The sequence below is a fragment of the Sphingobacterium multivorum genome (genome assembly GCF_900457465.1).
GTDB lineage: Bacteria > Bacteroidota > Bacteroidia > Sphingobacteriales > Sphingobacteriaceae > Sphingobacterium > Sphingobacterium multivorum.
This window is the reverse complement of the sequence record NZ_UAUU01000011.1, coordinates 725,170-746,608: the sequence shown is the minus strand read 5'-3', so window position 1 is coordinate 746,608 and position 21,439 is coordinate 725,170. Positions and strand designations below refer to the sequence as shown.

General features: G+C 39.9%; 16 protein-coding genes. 9 read left to right on the top strand and 7 right to left on the bottom strand.

Translation table 11 applies throughout. The features are described 5' to 3' along the window. Positions 1–129: 129 nt before the first annotated feature. A complete protein-coding gene (locus DTA23_RS20340) occupies positions 130–1,155 on the bottom strand; it encodes an NAD(P)-dependent alcohol dehydrogenase (protein WP_112375856.1) in 1,026 nt (341 codons plus the stop codon). Positions 1,156–1,373: 218 nt separating this feature from the next. Here DTA23_RS20340 and DTA23_RS20335 point away from each other — a divergent pair, with 218 nt between their 5' ends. From DTA23_RS20335 to DTA23_RS20315, 7 genes are all read left to right on the top strand, one after another. Next, complete coding sequence (locus tag DTA23_RS20335) at positions 1,374–1,598, top strand: YdeI/OmpD-associated family protein (protein ID WP_112375855.1); 225 nt, start codon at positions 1,374–1,376, stop codon at positions 1,596–1,598. 209 nt (positions 1,599–1,807) lie between these two features. Further along, entirely contained in the window at positions 1,808–2,230 is a 423-nt protein-coding gene (locus tag DTA23_RS20330) for a hypothetical protein (RefSeq protein WP_046675088.1), read from the top strand. Positions 2,231–2,335: 105 nt separating this feature from the next. Continuing rightward, positions 2,336–2,599, top strand: coding sequence for a hypothetical protein (locus tag DTA23_RS29565; RefSeq protein WP_256604474.1), 264 nt, complete (start codon positions 2,336–2,338; stop codon positions 2,597–2,599). A gap of 4 nt (positions 2,600–2,603) precedes the next feature. Next, positions 2,604–3,167 (top strand): efflux RND transporter periplasmic adaptor subunit, encoded by a 564-nt coding sequence (locus DTA23_RS29560; RefSeq protein ID WP_256604473.1) that lies wholly within the window; start codon positions 2,604–2,606, stop codon positions 3,165–3,167. A gap of 49 nt (positions 3,168–3,216) precedes the next feature. Then, a complete protein-coding gene (locus tag DTA23_RS31120) occupies positions 3,217–3,420 on the top strand; it encodes a hypothetical protein (RefSeq protein ID WP_502263829.1) in 204 nt (67 codons plus the stop codon). Positions 3,421–3,436: 16 nt separating this feature from the next. Beyond that, on the top strand, positions 3,437–6,598 hold the full coding sequence (locus DTA23_RS20320; protein ID WP_112375854.1) for an efflux RND transporter permease subunit: 3,162 nt from the start codon (positions 3,437–3,439) through the stop codon (positions 6,596–6,598). Then, entirely contained in the window at positions 6,591–8,027 is a 1,437-nt protein-coding gene (locus DTA23_RS20315; protein WP_112375853.1) for a TolC family protein, read from the top strand. Before DTA23_RS20320 ends, DTA23_RS20315 begins: the two co-directional genes overlap by 8 nt. A gap of 77 nt (positions 8,028–8,104) precedes the next feature. On the opposite strand, the gene DTA23_RS20310 is transcribed toward DTA23_RS20315, so the two are convergent. Beyond that, a complete protein-coding gene (locus DTA23_RS20310; RefSeq protein ID WP_112375852.1) occupies positions 8,105–14,104 on the bottom strand; it encodes an alpha-2-macroglobulin family protein in 6,000 nt (1,999 codons plus the stop codon). Positions 14,105–14,239: 135 nt separating this feature from the next. Next, positions 14,240–14,812 (bottom strand): hypothetical protein, encoded by a 573-nt coding sequence (locus tag DTA23_RS20305; protein ID WP_112375851.1) that lies wholly within the window; start codon positions 14,810–14,812, stop codon positions 14,240–14,242. Between the two features lie 364 nt (positions 14,813–15,176). On the opposite strand from DTA23_RS20305, the gene DTA23_RS20300 reads away from it, so the two are divergent. Next, positions 15,177–15,674 carry a DinB family protein gene (locus DTA23_RS20300; RefSeq protein ID WP_112375850.1) on the top strand — a complete coding sequence of 166 codons (498 nt, stop codon included), beginning with the start codon at positions 15,177–15,179 and terminating at the stop codon, positions 15,672–15,674. 51 nt (positions 15,675–15,725) lie between these two features. Here the strand turns inward: DTA23_RS20300 and DTA23_RS20295 are convergent, their stop codons facing one another. The 4 genes from DTA23_RS20295 to DTA23_RS20280 all read right to left on the bottom strand — a co-directional run bounded on the left by DTA23_RS20295 (position 15,726) and on the right by DTA23_RS20280 (position 19,581). Continuing rightward, on the bottom strand, positions 15,726–16,316 hold the full coding sequence (locus tag DTA23_RS20295; protein WP_046675080.1) for a dihydrofolate reductase family protein: 591 nt from the start codon (positions 16,314–16,316) through the stop codon (positions 15,726–15,728). A 116-nt stretch (positions 16,317–16,432) separates the two neighbouring features. Further along, the gene (locus DTA23_RS20290; protein ID WP_112375849.1) at positions 16,433–17,371 is read right to left on the bottom strand and encodes a hypothetical protein; all 939 of its coding nucleotides are present in this window, start codon (positions 17,369–17,371) and stop codon (positions 16,433–16,435) included. Positions 17,372–17,492: 121 nt separating this feature from the next. Then, the gene (locus DTA23_RS20285; RefSeq protein WP_112375848.1) at positions 17,493–18,503 is read right to left on the bottom strand and encodes a M48 family metallopeptidase; all 1,011 of its coding nucleotides are present in this window, start codon (positions 18,501–18,503) and stop codon (positions 17,493–17,495) included. A 151-nt stretch (positions 18,504–18,654) separates the two neighbouring features. Then, positions 18,655–19,581, bottom strand: coding sequence for a 2-hydroxyacid dehydrogenase (locus DTA23_RS20280; RefSeq protein ID WP_112375847.1), 927 nt, complete (start codon positions 19,579–19,581; stop codon positions 18,655–18,657). A gap of 233 nt (positions 19,582–19,814) precedes the next feature. Between DTA23_RS20280 and DTA23_RS20275 the strand changes: the two genes are divergently transcribed. Next, the gene (locus DTA23_RS20275) at positions 19,815–21,353 is read left to right on the top strand and encodes an ArnT family glycosyltransferase (protein WP_070566930.1); all 1,539 of its coding nucleotides are present in this window, start codon (positions 19,815–19,817) and stop codon (positions 21,351–21,353) included. Positions 21,354–21,439: the final 86 nt, after the last annotated feature.

Below are 21,439 nucleotides of genomic sequence, written 5' to 3'. Positions count from 1 at the left end.
AAAGGTTTTCAAACGGGGAGAATGAAAACCTTAAATAACCAATTATAAACCTAAATTATGATACAACAAAGATAAACATCAAAAAGATAAAAACCAAAATAAACTACTAAAAAGATAGACTTTTTTTTATTAAGGAATCAGTACAGCCCTTCCTTTGATCTTACCATTGCGCATTCGATCATAAACTTCGTTAGCCTGATCAAGCTTAAACTGCTCAATTTCAATATGAATCTTCCTTTGCCTAGCTAAACCTACAACTTCCATAAGCTCAACCCGCGAGCCCCAATATGGGTTTGTCATACTCACACCAAAAGGAAGCCCCGACATATTGTACTGGTAGTGTCCCCCACCTAATCCAACAATTGTCAGGTCACCATCCAAACCAACAACCTTTGTTCCTAGATCTATAGTCGATGTCGCGCCTACAAAGTCAATCACTACTTTAGCTTTTTTAATGCCCGTAATCTTATTGATTTGTTCGGCTGCATTTGCATCCTTCGAATTAACCACATAGGCTGCGCCCAGTTCTTTAGCAAAGGCTAGTTTTTCTTCGGTGACATCACAGGCAATAATTGAACTCGCGCTTACTTCATTTAGTATTTGTAAGGCAACATGGCCCAAACCTCCAACTCCGATCACAACCACATACTCATCCGCTGTCAATTTGCCTATCGAACGTTTTATCGCCGAATAAGAAGTAAGTGCCGCATCCGTTAATGGCGCAGCAATGACTGGATCTAAGTCATAAATTGGGACCAGTAAACGCGAAGAAGGGACAAGCATATATTCCGCCATCCCACCATCAAGGCCTAGCCCACCACCATAGGCCATTTCAGACTGGTGATCACAATAATTTTCCTTTGATTGCTGACAGGGCTTACAGTGCCCACAACCCCAAGGGCCATAGACCAGTACCGCGTCTCCTTTTTTATAGTCTTTTACATCCGATCCAACTTCTTCAATCCAGCCCGCATTTTCGTGTCCCAAGGTAAATACCGTACCTACAACGGTCCCCTCATCTATAATGTGGAGATCAGAATGACAAACACCTGCACCACCAATTTTTAGTAATACTTCATCGCCCTTAGGAACGGGCTTCACAAGATCATTCACAACGCGGACATCTTTATGCCCAAAAAAACGTACTGCTTTCATATTGAATTTTTTTTGTTGACTAATAGAAGAACAAATAAGAACGATATATGTTTCAACACATATAAAGACAGCGGCAACATGTAAGTCTTATTTCAAGAAAAAGTATTGCAATCCCCTGATCGTATTACCTAACGGCAAGTCAAAAGTATTCATGCAATAAAGACCGGCAACTCGAAGATATTTATGTATTTTTATCGGGAATCAAATGATAAAAATACATGCTAAAAAAAGGTGAACATATTGAAGGCGTTCCTATGGAACTCCAACAATTGTTGGATATGGACGAAAAAGCCAATGTTTTTTTTGAAACACTCTCCAAATCATACAAACAGGGATATTGTGATTGGGTAGGCTCAGCTAAACAGGAACAAACTAGAAAAACAAGGGCAGAAAAAGCAATTCAGATGCTAAGAAATAATCAAAAAACGCTTAAAACCGTTTAAAAAAGAGGCATTAACTCCTAAAAAAGAGTTATAAATTAACGGCAAGAATAAATTTGATAGGCAAAGGTATTCAGAATAACATCGCAGACCTTTTTACATTTCAGCAATGTCAATTTTCAATAATTGTAACAATACTAGATAAACTTTAAAATTTCGATACCCAAATCACTTGTATCATTTTTAAAGTTTAATTACATTTGCTTTCAAGGATGCAAGGAAAATTCCATCAATATCTATTCGGCGTAGTTTGCGCAATACTTATCAGTTTTGGCTGGTATCATGTGCCAACACCAAATAATATCCCCTCCTGCAATCTTCACGCTGTCAACCACTTCAACAAGCAAGTAAAAAGCGAAGATTATGACACTAAAGTTATTCGCAAAACTAAACGTCCTCGGCATGAAAAATTAAGGGCATATTTTTCAGAAAATGACAATGAAAATGATGACGCGGGAAGTGATTCCAATAGCCCTAACTTATTTGCACTTACCGGGGATGATTTTGGGAATATAATATCGTATATCCATCCTCAATTTCAAAATACACGCACAGCAGTTTCGCTTGCAAATTCCAACCAGCTTACTTCTAGAAAAAACGCTCTCTATATCCATTACAGTGTATTCAGGCTGTGATTTTTTAATAATTTCTTAAAAAAACATCAAAATAGCTTTCAAAATCACTTGGAAGCAGGTCACACTATTGTTCAATTTTTCGGAAATAATTAAAAAACTATTATCATGGTCATGAGAAGCTTTATGTATATAAGCCTGTGCCTTATTATTCTATCTACAAGCTGCCAGTCAGAAAAAAAAGACAAAAAAGAAGCTGCAGTTTTCAACGTCACTACTCCTTTGGTCAAGGATACAATCGTCAATAAAGACTATGTCGCCCAAATCCGTTCGATCAACCATATTGAATTGCGCGCGCAGGAAAAAGGCTACATTCAATCGATATTTGTCGATGAAGGTCAATTTTGTACAAAAAGGACAACCCCTCTTTAAAATCATGCCCAACCTCTATGAGTCCGATGTTAATCGTGCTAAAGCAGAGGTAAAATATGCTGAAATCGAATATCAGAACACCAAAAATCTGTCCGAAAAAGATATTGTCGCTCCGCAGGAAACTGAAATGGCAAAAGCAAAATATGAAAAAGCCAAAGCTGAGCTAGCCGCGATGAATACTCATCTCAAATTTACGGACATCGTAGCACCGTTTTCCGGAATCGTTGGTAAGCTTCACGTCCGTAAAGGAAGTCTTGTCGACGAAGGCGAGTTGATCACGGAATTGTCCGATAACAGTAAAATGTGGGTTTATTTCAATGTACCCGAAGTGGAATACCTCAATCAAATGGACGCAAAACAAGACAATGGCCCGCTGCATGTACGGTTAAACATGGCCAATGGAAAAGAATTCGGTCATGAGGGTATTGTTGAAACAATTGAATCAGACTTCAATAATGAAACTGGAAATATTGCCTACAGAGCGACTTTTCCGAATCCAAAGGATTACTGCGTTATGGTGAGACAGGCAATATCGTCATTACATCGCCCTATAACAATGCGCTTATGATACCGCAGAAAGCAACATTTGAGGAGCTTGAAAAAAATATGTTTACGTTATTACAAAAGATAATAAAGTAAAAGCAAGAGAAATAAAAGTTGCTGCCGAACTGCCGCATATCTATGTTGTTTCTTCCGGATTGGGCAAGGATGAAAAGATTCTGCTCAATGGACTTCGCATGGTACAGGAAAACCAGACCATTGAATCCAAATATCAGACTCCGGAGAAAGTCATGTCAAACTTAGATTTATATGCAGAGTAATTAAAAAAGCAGCATTATGTTTAAAAAAGTAATACATCGACCGGTATTTGCTATTGTCATATCGGTTGTCATCCTATTTATCGGAGGTTTGGCCATAAAGCAGCTTCCTACAGAGCAATTTCCAAAAATCGCACCGACTACAGTGGCGGTCTCCATTGCCTATCCTGGTGCAAGTGCCGATGTACTTGTAAAATCCTCCCTGATTACACTGGAGAATGCAATCAATGGTGTACAGGGAATGCGCTATATCGCTACCGATGCAACCAGCGCCGGTGAAGCGACCGTAAACGTCGTATTTGACCCCGGAACGGATCCCAACGATGCCGTAGTACTGGTCAAAACCCGGGTGGATCAAGTCATGCCACTATTGCCTGAACTTGTTCAAAAGGAAGGAGTCGTCGTCAATCCCATTCAGCCCAGTATGCTGATGTACGTGAATCTTTACAGTACAAATAAAAGCATGGATGAAAAGTTCTTGTACAACTATGCAACGGTAAACATCATTCCTGAAATCAATCGTATTCATGGTATCGCCAAATCACAAATCTTAGGTAGCCGTAGATATGCCATGCGCGTCTGGTTAAATCCCGATCGTATGCGTGCCTATAGCTTATCAGTTGATGAAGTGATGAAAGCGATAGGAGAACAAAGTATCATCGGCCGTCCCGGTCGACTGGGACAAAGCTCGGGTATTGCAGCGCAATCCCTCGAATATGTCCTAACTTATAAAGGACAATACAATACACCTGAAGAATACGACAATATTATCGTTCGCGCAAACGGCGACGGTGAAAACATCAAGTTAAAAGACGTGGCTAAAGTCGAACTGGGAAGTGAATTCTTTGACATCTATTCCAATTTAGACGGGCATCCCTCGGCTTCAATTGTGTTGAAACAGAATTATGGCAGTAATGCTAATGACGTTATTAAAGATGTGAAGGCAAAACTTGCTGAGATGAAAGGTAACTTTCCTCCAGGTATAGACTATAAAATCAGTTATGACGTATCCCAATTCTTGGATGCTTCTATCGAACAGGTCATGCATACCCTACGCGATGCTTTTATTTTAGTTGCCATTGTTGTGTTTATTTTCCTTGGCGATTGGCGTTCGACTTTGATTCCAATCATCGCCGTGCCCGTTTCGCTGATAGGTACATTCTTCGTCATCCAATGGTTCGGTATGTCGATCAACTTAGTGACCTTGTTTGCATTGGTGCTTGCCATCGGGATTGTCGTAGACAATGCCATTGTGGTCATTGAAGCAGTACATGCCAAAATGGAAGAAAGTGCCATATCGCCATACAGCGCTGTAAAAGAAGTCATGGGCGAAATCGCAGGTGCTATTATCGCTATTACAGCTGTTATGGTGGCCGTTTTTATCCCCATTTCATTTATGACAGGCCCTGTCGGAACATTTTACCGTCAGTTTTCAATTACCATGGCGAGTTCCATCGTGATATCTGCAGTAGTCGCATTAACCCTTACTCCTGTGCTTGCCGCGATGCTCCTTAAAAATAACCATGGTAAACCAAAAAAATCAAACGTATTCACTAAATCGCTCGACCTTTTTAACCGTACTTTTGATAAAATAACGGGCAAATATGCCTCCTTACTTCGTAAAATTGCCAGCCGAAGAGTGATTACATGGGGTATCTTAATAGCATTCTGTGTCGGAATTTTCGTCATTAACAAAACGCTTCCAGGAGGTTTTATACCGAGTGAGGACCAAGGTACAATATATGCCATTATTCAGACTCCTCCAGGATCAACATTGGAACAGACCAATAAGCTTTCCAGAGAGCTCCAAAAGATCTGTCAAGGGGTAGATGGGGTTGAATCTGTCTCATCACTGGCAGGTTATGAAATCATGACCGAAGGCCGTGGATCGAATGCCGGAACCTGTCTTATCAACCTCAAAACCTGGGGTGAACGTGAACACTCCGTTAAAGAGATCATGGAAGAACTTGAAGAAAAATCAAAAAATCTAGGTGCAACAGTTGAATTCTTCGAACCTCCGGCTGTTCCGGGTTTTGGTTCTTCAGGAGGTTTCTCCATGCGCCTGCTGGACCTCAATAGGACAACCGATTACCAAGATTTCGATAAAGTCAATAAAGCTTTTATTGCTAATCTCAAAAAGCGCAAAGAGTTAACTGGTGTATTCACTTTCTTCGCTGCCAATTACCCGCAATACGAATTGGTATTTGACAATAACGCCGCCATGCAAAAAGGCGTTTCCATTGGTAAAGCCATGGACAACCTCAATATCCTTATCGGTAGTACCTATGAGCAGGGTTTTATCCGTTTCGGTCAATTCTTCAAGGTCTATGTACAATCTTCACCAGAATTTAGAAGGCTACCTTCCGATATCATGAACCTTTACGTCAAAAACGATCATGACCAGATGGTTCCTTACTCGGCCTTTATGACCTTAAAAAAAACACAGGGACCAAATGAAATCACGCGCTACAACATGTACAATTCGGCCGCCATCCGTGGACTTCCGGCAAATGGGTATACAACAGCCGACGCTATTCAGGCAATCAACGAAACCGCAGTTCAAACATTACCACACGGCTATAAAGTTGCCTGGGAGGGCTTGTCCTATGATGAGGCTCAACGCGGAAACGAAGCCGTTTATGTCTTTTTGGTTGTCTTAGTCTTCGTATATCTTGTACTTGCGGCACAGTACGAAAGCTTCATTATTCCATTTGCGGTATTGTTGTCGCTACCCGTGGGTGTATTTGGATCATTCTTTTTATTAAAGGCAATGGGTCTTGAAAATGACATCTACGCACAGGTCGGGCTGATCATGATTATTGGTTTATTGGGTAAAAATGCGGTGCTTATCGTAGAATTTGCCGTGAAAAGGCGCCAAGCTGGCGATAGCATATTGGAAGCAGCTATTGAGGGCTCAAGAGCGCGTTTCAGACCAATTCTCATGACCTCATTTGCATTTATCGCTGGGCTTGTACCACTTGTCTTTGCCAGCGGCGCGGGAGCTATCGGTAACCACACCATAGGTGCCTCAGCACTGGGCGGTATGCTTGTCGGAACAATCTTTGGCGTTATCGTCATTCCCGGACTTTACTACATTTTTGCAAAATTGGCTGACGGAAGAAAAATGATCCAAGCCGAAGACGAATCACCATTAAGCGAAGACATGATACATTATGAATAAGAATAGATTATATCACTATACAGGTTTTGCACTTTTCTTGCTCAGTCTTGCAGCCTGCAAACCACTGGAAATAAAACAACGTGCCGAAAATAGAACCGTTCCTTATAAATATGGCGATGCCGACAGCGACACCGCAAATACAGGAAAAATAAAATGGAACAGCTATTTCAGCGATCCCAATTTACAAGGATTGATCGGTCAGGCACTAGTAAACAACCAGGAGCTACATATTATGCTTCAGGAAATTGAAATAGCCAAAAATGAGGTAAGCGCAAAAAAAGGTGAATATCTACCTTCCGTAGGCGTAAAAGTTGGCGCGGGGGTCGACAAAGTAAGTCGCTACACAAACATTGGAGCGATGGAAAAGAATACAGAAATCGAACCCGGACGTGAAATGCCTGAACCGCTATTTGATTTTGGAGTTGGTGTACAGGCACAATGGGAAACAGATATCTGGGGTAAACTTCACAATGCGACCAAAGCGCAGCTGCAACGGTATTTTGCCAGCGTGGAAGGCAAAAACTTTATGGTAACTCACCTAATATCCGAAATTGCAGATTCTTATTATGAACTCCTAGCGCTGGACAACGAACTCCTGGTTATCAATGAGAATGTAAAGATTCAAAACGACGCCCTTGTCGTCGTGAATGACCTGAAGAAAAATGCGCGATCCAATAAATTAGCGGTCAAAAGATTCGAAGCCCAGATATTGAAAACCCAAGGTATGCAATATGATATCAAGCAGAAGATCACAGAAACAGAAAATAGAATAAACTACCTTGTTGGAAGATTCCCGCAGCCGGTTCAAAGAGACCAAGCCTCTTTTGACAAGCTTGTTCCTCAAACCGTCTACACAGGTATTCCCTCGGAGCTATTAGAAAACAGACCCGATATTAAGCAGGCGGAGTATGAACTTGCAGCTTCCAAACTGGATATAAAATCGGCTAAAGCCCGCTTTTACCCATCCTTGGATATTGCTGCTGGTGTAGGGTTTCAGGCCTTTGATCCAACTTATCTCGTTAAGCCGGAATCATTTCTGGCTTCGCTCGTTGGAGAACTTACTGCGCCCCTGATTAACAAACGAGCGATCAAGGCGGCTTACTATAATGCCAATGCACGACAGGTTCAGGCTGTTTACCATTATGAACAGACCATATTGGCTGCTTATATTGAAGTTGCAAACCAGCTCTCCAAAATTAAAAATCTGGAGAATGGCCTACAAATTAAGACCAAGGAAGTTGATGCATTAAATGAGTCTATCGGTATTTCCAACGACCTCTTTAAATACGCTCGCGCAGATTATATGGAAGTTCTGCTAACGCAACGCGATGCCCTGGAATCTAAATTTGAGCTCGTTGAGAAGAAGGTCAACCAACTCAAAGCAAGCGTAGCGATATACAGATCCCTAGGAGGCGGATGGGATCATTAATAGCGCACTTGTAATTTTAGTTTTTATATGTTGGGGACTTATCATGTGATAAGTCCCTTTTTATTTTAACAATACACTTACTCCACCACGATTTCTTTCATTTTCTCGTTTCCATAATATGTCGGGAAATACATTAATTCAGCCTTCGCGGGGTTGACAGTATAAGTCCCGGTATAACGAGGTAAAAGTTCGATCTCAAAGGTATGTGTACCTTTCCCCAGTTTGTTGCAAAAAATGACAACACGATCTTTGAAATGCTCTCGGTGCGCCTCGATTCTATAGTATCCATTGGTTTTGGTTTCATAAGAACATCCCGCCGGTATCGGAACTTCAATCTGCACATACTCAGCTTCACCAGTTAATGTTACACTTGCTTCAAGTTTTACAGGCTTCCCTTCCTTGAGTGCCGCTACCGTAGCACCATTGTCCTTAAATCGCGTTGCCACGGCAAAGCCCTTTTCTTTTTCTACAGCTGGATTGGGATTCCAAAAATTTTGATAAGCCGTCACAAAAGCCGGCCCCGTCCCTTCTTTCCTCACTTTAATCTGCTCATCCGACTTAAAGCTTTGCGTATACGGAAATGCAGTGACGCGTTTGCCATTGATGACCATTACCGGTGCCTGGAAAGATTCACCCTCTTTCAGTACATCAGGAAGAATACTTCGTATGATACGGGAAGATTCGTAGATATTATACCATTGGTTTTGCTGCCGCTGCGCGAAAAAGTAATTACGGATATTTTCTAAATCTGAATCATGACCACCAATTGATTTTAAGACACCATAAGCCAACAATGTATTCTCGGTATTGGTTTCCGTTGGGCGCATAAAAAATCCGCCTTTCTGATCTGTTGTAGTTCCAGAAGTCCAATAGAGCCCACCTAAGACAGCCTTTGACGCGTATTTAAGAACGGTATCTGCAGCATGTGAATCCTTAAGACCCAGTTTTGAAATCAACAGATATTTCAACAGTTTATCCTTGATGGTTTTACTTTTCAGTTTTGTGTCGATTTCGAAGAAATAATCTTTGTAATCAGCTTTAGGATCCAACCGGAGTAGATATATCAAGGAGCTAAACAAATTCTCCTTGGCCCCGTGAAGCTTATCTTTATCCAATAGAACATCCAGCGAAGCCAAGCTGCTTTTCAACATGGTCTTTTCACGTTCTGCATAAATCTCCGTATCGATCTCAACCTGGTAGCCGGCTTCTCGGGCATCCAACAGTACCCCGATCACATAGTTGCTGATCCAGGTCACAGTTTCACTTTTGTTCCACCAACCCCAGCCCTGATTGGAATTTTTGTTTTTCTGTAACTCCTTCAAAAGATCCTTTATTTTCTTATCCTCTGTAAAGGGCTTTCCGATCAATTTTGTCAGCTCTTTTTTGGAAAGTAATGCGCTCAATTTGGAAGCCATCTGTTCATTGCATAGAAATTTATAACGATCGATCGATTCAATTTCCCATTGTAAAAATTCCAGCGAATTTGCTTCGGCATGCAAGGTGATTTCGCCTAGTGCTGGAGAAGTTTTTAGTAAATATTCTGCGGTACTGTTGAGTACTTTAAAATCTCCTTCATGTTGTTCAAGCCCCTTTTCAAAAATCGGAATGCTACGTTTTTCACCATCAAAATATCCATTTGACAATTCGATCGAATAAGCAAGTTGGACGCTGTCCCCCTGAGCGGCAATAACTGATATAGGATCCCGATAGGACTTCGCAATTTTCAACGTTGCCTCCTGCGTTGTCAGCCCATTGTTGATGGTACGCAAGAGCTGCAAGCTGTCGCTAAGATAATTAACAACCCTTCCCATGGCTGTAAACTGATCACTTCTGATGGCAAATCGGGGAGTCGCGAAATGTGCCGAAACAGCTTTAAAGGATTTGACATTTAGCTCTTTTATGTCGGCGAAATTTTTACTTCCTTTAGCGATAAAGAATGTTCGCCAATTGGTAATATCATCCGGATAGGTCGCTTCAAAATTAACTTTTCCCTGAGCATCGGTAGTTAGCTTTGGCTGCCAGAATGCATCATCGCGGAAGTTCACGCGCATCGTATTTCCAGATTCCAAATAGGGCATATCCACAGCACCTGTCGATGTCGCAGATGCTCCAGCTTTCATCTGAACCATCACCACGCCATTGGCGGCCCGCGCACCGTACAATCCCAGCATAGATTGATCTTTAATCACATTCAATGACGCGATAGTCGATGGATCAAGACTTGAAATATCACCTTCAAAAGGGACTCCGTCCACTAAAATCAATGGTTTTTCATTGGGGGCCGGACTAGCAGCGCCACGAATACGAATCCCTGCTACAGCCCCCTGCAGCATAGCTGTAGTCACCCCATCCATCCTAGCATTGATCGATTTCACTGCCGCAGTCAATGATTGCCTTTTTTGGACGCCATATCCCACAACAACCACTTCATCCAATTGATTTTCGCTTGGCTTTAATTCCACGAAATAATCTTTGCCACTGGAGACTTTGACCGTAGCGGTATTGTACCCTAAAGCAGCAATCTCAAGTACCGTATTTTTGTCATCGGAGAGCTCAAGTTCCACACTACCATCAAAGCTTGTGAAATATCGTTTTTTGGTATCCGGAACACTCACCTTAGCCCCAATTAATGGCGTATCCCTATCATAAACTAAGACCCTGGCGACCTTATTATTCTTTCTCTTCGTTCTAAAATCTTCCCGGTCTATTTTTAAGAGCTGCGGAACAATCTCTTGCCCATGGCTTATAGAATCCCGCAATGGATTTTCTACGGTACGCACAATAATTTCATCACGTACAAGTTTGTAAGCCAATCTTGCCGCTTGGGATGCATTGCTCCATTGAATAGAATCCAGCCGGAGATAATTCATCCCATTGGCTTTGAGTTTGATTGGCAAACTAAAAGAAGTTGAATCATCCTTTACAATATGCAAAGTAACATCGCCGACTGGAAGATCTCCAAAAGTTCGATGTCCACCGTAAAACAGTCGAAAATACATTCTCTCCTTGACATTCGTCGGTTCAATAAAGATCAATGTAGGCCGGATGCCTTTCTGTGCAACATCATTGCCCAAAGTTAAATTCAATTTAAAAATAGCCTCATTTTTTCCTTTCTTCACCGTAGCAAATTGTGCCAATCCCGTGCTATTTTGCATGATCTCTTTGAAAGTACGTTCTACGTTTGCCTTGATATCCTCCAATGACCATACCTTCTCCTGAAAATCTAAATTTGGCTTGAAATCATACAGATCAATCCGCAAAGGATTGCCATCCCAGCTTTTTTGCTTTTGATAATTTTTATAGATGCTATATTGATAGCCCCCCTCAATTTCAAAACGTCCAATTTTCGCTGTATCAACCATGAGCGTACCTATTTTGGACACACCATTATACATTTCTGTCCTTGGAAATGGTCCTACCATCAGTGGCACAGGAACCTGTGTACGCAACCGACTATCGTAAACGGTTTTTCTTACGGGATTGAGGTAATAGAGATCTCCAGCTGTCTGGATATATGCTGGCCTCTCAATCAACACATTATTATTGGGTAATTGCCAGGCTCCAAAATTGTTGGTTACTGTAATCAACTGGCGCTTCAATTCAGTCAATTCGTTTTCGTAGAACTTGCCACGTTGTTCTTTAGGTAATTGGTAAACCAAAATCTGGCCTTTACTGAATGCTTTTTCGGGGTAGGTAAAACCAATCGTATCCTGTGAGGCATTAAAGGAAACAATGATCTTTTTTCCCTTTTCAATATAAAAGCCACTTACACGAATGTCGCGATCCTTGGTCCTAAATCTAAAATCATGCTGACCCGGAGCAACTTCAAAAATACTGCTGTTGTTTTGCTGCTCTTGCTTAGCATAAGTCAGCACGCCGTCTATCCATACCAAATGTATCCCCTGCACCACACCATTTACAACGACATAAGGGGAAATCTGGCTCTTGACAGCATCTAAAGGAAGAGACTCCTGATAATAATCTTTGGGATATAAAAACCGATAAAAAGCCATCGTATCCAACTGCATGTCTTTAGACCATTTTGCCCAATTTTGAAGAGCTCCCTGATGTGCCTTCTCATCATCATCCAAACTAAAATTAAGATTTTGTGAGACTTTTGCCCTTCGCATCAGACCACCCATAGTAATATTTGGAGCGGTTGCTGACCTAAATTTTGAGGTAAAACCATAGGCCGTAATATCAACATCCTTCAAAGGTTTACCATTCTTATCCGTAACCGAAAGTTCCACGTCAGCCTTCTGCCCCGGATAAACTGTCGTCGCCGTGTTGACTACCAAATTTAAATTCTTCTCCACATAGGGTAATTCTTCCTGGATAACTTTTGATTTTCCTCCAAAAAGATAGGTGATTTCCATGCTATACCCGTCTTTTCCACGGGCTAAAAATTTACTATTTAACGTGGTATGATAACCCGAAGCAATCGTACGACCAGCACGATGGACACGATACCAAAATGGAATCATAGCGGGATTATTGACATGCAATATCACCGAATCCGCAGTTCGATAAAACCGATAATTCAGTTGTGCCTGTTCTTGATCCTCTAAATATACACTTTTACTCAATCCATTCGACTTGACAACAATTTCTTCAGCCTGCCAGGGTATAGAAACCAAATTAGGTAAACTCAAATTTTCAGTCTTCAGCATTTCGCGATGTTCACCTAATATCATTAGCTGAGCAGTTGTTGGCATCGCAACACCTTTTTCAAAATACTTCAGCTCTGCATGCCCGTCTTTTACAGCAATACGAATTTCTTTTTCGCTGTTGAGTATATTGAGGTCGAGACTTCGTTCAATTCTTTCATTATCTGAACTTAGATAAGTGCCAATAGCCCGAAATGTAAGACCAATGTCAGCCGGAAAAATTGAATCGGGTAATACAATTTCCTTTTCCGCCACATCTGCGAGAGAAACGCTCGTTTGCCATAAAGTATCTGGAATAAAATTAACCTTATTGGCTTTTACATCAAGCGTATAAAGTGGACTTGTCACAACACGCAAATCTACTTTCCCATCATATATGGGCATTTCATTTTCATTTAAAGCTTTTAGTTTCAGTCGCACACTGTCTCCTTTAGCATATTTCGTCTTTTCGGACGTCATATTAAAACTTAGGCTTTTTAACTCATAATCTTCATATCGGAAAGACTGTTGATGCAAGACGGCTTTGGTTTTTGTAGATTCCAAAGAGATCCCATAATCTTTATCAAGGATAAGGCCAAGCCCCTTCAAATTAAATTCAAAGGTGTACATTCCCGGACGATAGGGAGCAAGTCGGATCAAAACGGTATCTTTGGCATACCCATATCCACCTGTCAGACGTACGGCAATAGAATCACGGTAAGGTTTCCATTTTTCTTCCTCAAGATAAGCTTTAAATTTAACCTGCTCATTTGGCTTATACATTGGCTTGTTAAAAACCATAAAGCTTTCTGTCTGTTCAGTTTCCTGTTTATGAAAGAACCTCTTAATCTTAAACTTTGTTCTAAGCAAGCTATTTTTGATCCCTTTCCATAATGGAACCCTGTCTTTGTAAGGCCAACTCCGCTCTACACTCAGGTAATGATAGACACCCTTATGTTCAATACTGACAATATCGTCATTATTTGCATTGGCAACTTTATAGTAATGAAACTTCTTATCAAATGACATGCGACGTCCCTTCACTTTTACTTGTGCATCTTTTATAATCGTTCCCAGCGAATCGTATAGACAAATCGCAAAAGTTTCTGCTGGGATAATCTTGACATATAGGTTATCACTAATCAATTCCTGATAGATGAGATCAGCTCCACTGGCGCGGACCTGGACATAATTACCAGGAGGTAAAGTCGGCTGTGGACTTCCGGCCTTATACTTAAGAAAAAAATCGCTGAGCATAGTTTCATCGAATTTCTTCTCTCCCAAGTGAATTTTTCTTAAAACTTCTGGGCTCAGTTTATAAATATAATAGTCAGAAGATCCACGCGGACTATTGAATAAGGTCGATTGCCCACAAAGTACCACGGAATACAGAACAGCTAAAAAGCATACAACAATTGATTTCCATTTCATGTTTAAGATACTGGCTAAATTCTTTTAAAATAGATAAATTTACCTAAAGCCAAGTACTAGATTCTTTCATCCGGCACTTCAACTTTCGTGCAGGGATGCGAAGAATATCAAATTCCATAAACGAAGAAAAAAAAATTATAACTTCAACCTACTTTTGACCGAATTTACAACTTCTGTTTCCGAGGGGAAGTCACCAGCTCCCGAACCGGAGGAACGATTCACCAAAGGCGGCTCCTCACCATATAGAGTATCGCGGGCAATGACTACCTTCTTGTCGAGATCTACATAGCTAATGATATAATTGCGCTGATAAGCTTTATCTCTTTGGCCGATTTTATTAACATACTCACCTTTTTCCTGCATGTCCATCGCTATCATAACAATGCCTTTGACAGCATCACCGGGATAATTATCTATTGTTCCCAATGCCTCGTTCCATTTTTCCTTATAAGTTATTCCCAAATCACCGGCACCGCCATTTTCAAGAATTAGACAGCTCTTCCCCCAGTCTACTGTGGACAATTGTACTGGATATTTATAAATAGCGGTATGATCGCCAAAACCTGCTAAAATTCGGGAAGATAATTGTTCTGTTTTTTCCTGATCCGCCTCCATATTTCCCAAAAGACGGTAAGCCCATATACCGATACCAATTGCTGCAACCAATACCAGGCCTACAAAAGTGAATATTGCTTTCTTATTTCCCATAGTTCTATTTTATTTAATTAATTACCAATCAAATATACTTAGTCTATATGCTCATTTTCACCCTTTTTACAATTCGCTTGACCTGCTTTATTATTTGCTGCGCTTGCGTAAATAAACGTTATAAAAAAAACAAATACTCGAACCTCTGCAGTCCAAGTTTTCAACAACATGAGATAATAAGAACTGCCACTATTTTATTTTTATCATAAATCGATAATTCATACTGACACATAGCTGTCACCCTGTGATTATATCTTTGTTTAACCTTAGTAGGAAAAGAAAAATATTAAACGAAAAAACAATTCCAGTGCGAAGGCTATTAGTAGGATAACTAATCGAATTTTAAATTATTACAGTAAAAAACATGGAAACATTACCACAATTAAAAGAAGAATTAGCGAATGAATATCAAATTACAACAAACTTTATCGCACTTTTTCCTGAAGGCAAGAATGAATATGTCCCACATGAAAAAAGCATGAAAATGATGCGTCTGGCAACCCACTTAGTCGAAGTTTTCGAATGGCCAAGTACCATTTTAAAGACTTCAGAACTTGACTTTGCCAAAAGTGCTTATGTGCCCACAAGTCTATTGACCCGGGATGATCTCTTAAAAAAATTAGACGAAGATTACGAAGCCGGAAAAAAGGCTTTAGAAACAGCTAAGGAGGAAGACTTAATTCCAAGCTGGACCATTAAAAATGACGGCCATGAACTGGCAAGCTGGAGCAAATACGGTGCTATTCGTCATTCATTAAACCAGATTACACATCACAGGGCACAATTAGGTGTTTACTATAGACTCAATGATATTCCCCTTCCAGCAAGTTATGGCCCCTCTGCCGATTCACTGAATTTCTAAAAAGCTAGCTGCTGGAATGAACATACGACATCTAGATGTCGTATGTTCATTCTACGCCGGACAATAGGTATGTGCGACAACACCACCTGGAAAAACCTGCGCGTGCATAAGCTTTAGTTCACAGGGTTTGGAAAGACCGTCAAAGATGGGCAGCCCAGTACCCAATGCAATTGGATGTGTGATCAAATGATACTCGTCAATTAATCCGGTTTCAATTAAACTTCGCATAAATTCAGCTCCGCCATGCGCCAATATTGGCTTCCCAGATTCTGCTTTTAGTGCTTTAATTCCTTCAATGAGACCTGCATCAAAAACCCGGGCATTCATCCAAGAGGAATTCGCAGGAAGCTTTGTATTGTCTGCGAAATCTTTTGTTTTGGGATGATAGCCCTCTTTTGTAAAGACAGCTTTAGGGATTTCATTCATTGCTGCCGCAAAAGGATTTGTCGAAGCAGGCCAATAGGAAGCCATTACTTCAAAGGTCTTTCGACCCATTAGATGAATGCCGGCAGATTCACAAATATTTAAAACCCATGCGCTAGAATGATCGTCGCCACTTTTAAACATCCAATCAAGTTCACCGTGGATGCCCGCAACAAATCCATCGATGGAAATAGACATTTTCATTATTAATTTCCGCATAACAAAAACTTTAGTTTTTAATAAAACAAATCCAATTTAAAATTGGTTACTGTCTCTCAAAATTAAACCATTTTATTCGACGTACAGCGGGACAAACCGTCAATATAGAAGGGCAATTACGACAGTCCTTTTTTCTGCCCCTTACCCTCCTCAAGGGTAAGCATAAAATCTAAATAGTGCTTTTTCTTCGCGAAATGCTGATCATCCAATAACTTTTTATAGACCGAGATGGCATTAAAAAGAATTTGAAGATTATCCTCATTGTAACGATCTACATTAAAATAGATTAATTCCCTATTGATATATGTGTCCAATGACGTAAGCAACGTATCATCCAATTCGTCTTTGCTTCCAGGAAGTGCCATAAGTGTTGCCAGTTTCTTTTTTAACTCCCCTTCCATAGGTTTGACGTCTCGCAACCTAGCCTCAATATCTGCGAAAGGCAAAGTCTGAAATATAAACCGGGTGTTCTCCGTCATGTCAGCATAAAGTTTTTGTGCCTCTTCATAATTTTTATCGAAAAAAGCAAAATCATAATATCTCCGTTCAAACTCTTCACACATCCCCTGGTTATCCGCTAAGCGTGCAAAATAAGAGTGGATCTGTTGGTTATAGAGGGTAATTTTATGCTCCGTAGCTACAATATTATCTTCAATTTTCCCCAGTAATTCGAAGGCATCCGCAGCACGATATTTTATACCATCGTAGTCAAACGACTTTAACTTTAATTCGCCTTTGCCGATTGCTTCAACGACATACTTATCATTTTTCAGGCTATTAAGTTCATATAATGCTTCAACTCTACTATCGGCAAATAATTCATCAAAAGTCGGCTTTGGCTGTTCCTGAAAAATTGGCGTTTCACCTTTTCGCACAGGATGATTGTAGTCATAGAAATCATTGAATCTTTGATCAACAGCATACTTGTTCATCCGATTTTCAAAATCCGCACTGAAAGATGCTATTTCTAACAGCGAAGGAGGATGTTGATACTGTACCTGCGCAAACAACTTGTCCGAAATCTGGTTTGTTACCGCAGCACGATTAGCTAGCAATTCAATAGCAGGTGCGTTGTTGATTTCTTTCTTGACAATATTAAGCTGCTGTAATGCCTTTACCCGATCTTCATCCGACGGATGAGACGACCATTGATCTTCAAGATTTAATTTCGATTTATCATATTTTTTTTAAAGTCGCTAATTCGATCTGGGGAAAACCATTTCGCACTTGATATCTATTGCGTTCCGCAAACAGGAGCATGACATAGCGATGCTCGGGATAAATATTGCGACTGCGGATATTTTCAGAAAATTTGCTATCATAGAAGGTAAGCACATTATTTAGTGCATGATTTGCAAAACTCAAGCGCAGCAGCGAATCAGCCAAAGCCTGGGAACCGGCAACATGTGCCGCAATCTCATCCGCATGAAATTCCATCTCTCTCGATAATGCCAAATAATTGAGATTTACATATTCGTAAAGATGCTTCAAAATATGCTGAATCTGTTGGATAATAAACACTGATATGCCAATAAAAATCGCAGTGTACCCACTGATGTTGCCCCATTTATCAAACATATTATCCAGCGATTCATTCTTATACAGCATATTGTAGATAATCTGATTAACATGGTAAACATAGCTACCCACTTTCATGCTCTTTTGTGAGAAGTGTCCAAACTCGTGTGCAAGAATAGCCTTTAATTCCTGTTGAGTAACTGCATTCACCAGCCCCACACCAATCTGAAGATTTTTCTTAATGGGTAAAAACATACTCCAAAAACTAGAGTCATAGAATACAGATGCATTGACCTCATGCGATAGAAAAACTTTCTTTGGAAAGCTGGTATCAACTTCTTTTACGACCTCATGAATAAGTGCGAATAATTGTGGTTCGTCGCGCTCATATATCTGCGTAAGATGTCCCGTATCAACTTTTGTTGACGCAAAAACAAATTTTAACAAAAAGAACAGTATAGTCAGACCTGTAGCGAGTAAGCCCAAACATAAAATTGCAGTGTAAAACATGGGCTTGGCGGTGAAAATCATTATTCCAAGTATGGTAAAACCAACAGTAATACCTATTGCCAAGAGCAGTAGAATAACGTAAGTAATCGCAAACACAACAATAGATAAAATTGTTTTACGCGCGTGTTTCCTAAAGTTTGTAGATACTTGTACCTTCATAAATTGTTTATAAAGCAAGGATAATTGACTATATAAATCTAAAAAATAAAATCCACTTGCCTATAAGTTTACAGCAAACCAACTTTGCAAACTTATCCGATAAAATACCAATCAATGCATTATGCCGCAAACCCACGTACATCTTAAATTGCTAATAACCTTTTTGTAAAGAAACCTCATTGAGCAAAGGTCGCCCGTCAACCATTCTTCGATAGTTATCCACCACTTGTAAGACGGAAGAGCCAATATTTGTCCTACTCGCAACATGCGGGGTTATCACAATGGATGGGCAATCCCAAAAGGGATGATCTTGCGGTAATGGTTCTTGATGAAATACATCCAGATATGCTTCGGCAATTTTCTTTCCATCAATTGCATCCAACAAATCACTTTCCACGAGATGTTCCCCTCGACCAACGTTCACGAGTACAGTTTCTTTTGGGCACAAATTGAACAAATCACAACTTAGAATTCCCTTTGTTGCATCGGTCAATGGTAGGATATTAACCATAAAATCCGTGTCTTCAAGGGCAGAACGAAGTCTTTTCATTCCAGTAAACGAATTCACTCCCTTAAGATTTTTAGGTGAATTAGCCCACCCATTTACGTTGAATCCCAATTGGACCAACCTTTCAGCCACATAACCACCAATTTCGCCTAATCCTAAGATAGTAACCCTGGTTTCACCAATTGATTTGTATAGCAAGGGCTGCCAATGTTTCTTTTCTTTTTCGTTTATATAAGCCGAAAACTTCTTCATCGAATGCATCAAGCAAGTCAAAACATGTTCAAACATATCGCTTTTCAACATGGGATCGATAATCCTACAAATGCGGAGATGGGATGAAATACTTTTGGGAAAAAGGTGATCTATTCCGGCGCCCCCAGACTGGATAACTTTTAAGTTTGGAAAATGAGTGTAATAATCTGCTTCAGGTTTCCAACAAAGCGCAAATTCGACCGCATCATAATTTTCAATCTCAGGGAAGATCTCCACCTTTATTTCAGGTAAATATTTATTGATTTCTACCTTCCACTCCTCGGCCCTGGCCCTACTCAGTATTAATGCTATACTCATGTTTTGTTGGTTTACACGAAAATAACATTTTATGCCGATCTATCGTTTGCTTTCTTGGGGATTCTTAGTCTTACGTTTTCAAAAAAATTTTGTGATGATTTCCTTTATTTAGACAAAACAGTGGGCTAGCTGTCTGCCCAAATTAGCTGAAACAATCGATTCTATTAAAAAACAAAGTTTAGAATCTATTTTAATCGTAAATTGGTGGAGGACATCCATAAACATAGATTCAGATGGCACTCAAAAACCGAATTATCCTAATAAGCCTAATCATTTTTAAATTCATTATGCAATACCAGTTGATTAGCCCAACCTACGAATTGCAGCGCGATGAATTCTTACATATAGATCAAGCAAACCATTTAGCTTGGGGCTACCTTTCCGTACCACCATTAACATCGTGGATTTCCTATCTCATCAAAATACTGGGCAATTCTGTCTTTTGGATCAAGTTTTTCCCGGCACTTTTCGGAGCCTTAACGATTCTTATCGTTTGGAAAACAATAGAATCGCTGAAAGGAAATCTATTTGCACAGTTCTTTGGAAGCTGTTGTATTATGTTTTCTGTACTATTCCGTTTGAATGGTTTATATCAACCTAATTCATTTGATGTCTTATGTTGGACCTCCATATATTACTGTATAATAAAATATTTAAACAACAGACAATCCAAGTGGTTATTTTATATGGCTATTGTTTTTGCGCTTGGATTTCTAAATAAATATAACATCGTATTTCTGATCTTGGGTTTGATCCCCGCAGTCGCATTGGTTCCGGAGCGAAAAATATTTACAGAAAAAAAGCTATATTACGGAATACTCATCGCCATACTAATTATCCTTCCCAATATAATATGGCAATACAAAAATAACTTTCCTGTATTTGTTCATTTCAAAGAACTTCAAGATACGCAACTTGTCCATGTTAACCAATGGAGCTTCATACGTTCTCAATTTTTGTTTTTTTTCGGGACCTTTCCCGTCCTCATTTTTGGATTATATGCACTGCTGAAACATCCTGCATTTAAAACATATCGTCTGTTCTTCTACTCATTCTTTATCACCCTTGGAATCTTCTTATTTCTAAGAGCGAAAGATTATTATGCAATAGGTCTTTACCCTATATATTTTGCTTTTGGCGCAGTTTATATTTCATCACTTTTGGAAAATAAAACCGGTCAGATTTTAAAACCTATTTTGATCGCTTTAACTGCGATCCTATTTCTTCCGGTCTATAATATTGCATTTCCCAATAGAAATCCGGCATATTTTGTGAACCATCCCGATAAATACAGAAAGTATGGTATGTTGACCTGGGAGGACGGTAAAGAGCATCCGCTCCCGCAAGATTTTGCGGATATGTTGGGATGGCAAGAACTTGCACGCAAAGTCGATAGCCTCTATGACCAAATACCTAGATCGGAAAATACCCTTGTACTTTGCGACAACTATGGGCAGGCCGGCGCCATAAACTACTATTCCAAACGCGGAATTAAGGCTGTTTCATTCAATGCTGACTACATCAATTGGTTTGATTTGAATAAACCATACCGCAATGTTATTCGAATTAAAGATCGCTGGGAACGAGAAAGAGAACTAGCAATAACAAGTCCTTTCTTCGGCAAATCAATATTGGCCGACTCCATTACAAATAGCTACGCCAGGGAATATGGCACAGTAATCTTCACTTTTATTCATGCAAAAATCAATATCAATGAACGTATCTCCAAAGAGATCGCATCAGAAAAAACAGCGAAGAAACTTCCTTTGTAAATAAATCATTTTTTAAGCGATTAAGCTAATTCCAGTCTATTTTTTTATTAAAAAAAATAGTATATTTAATTCAATAGCCAAAGGCT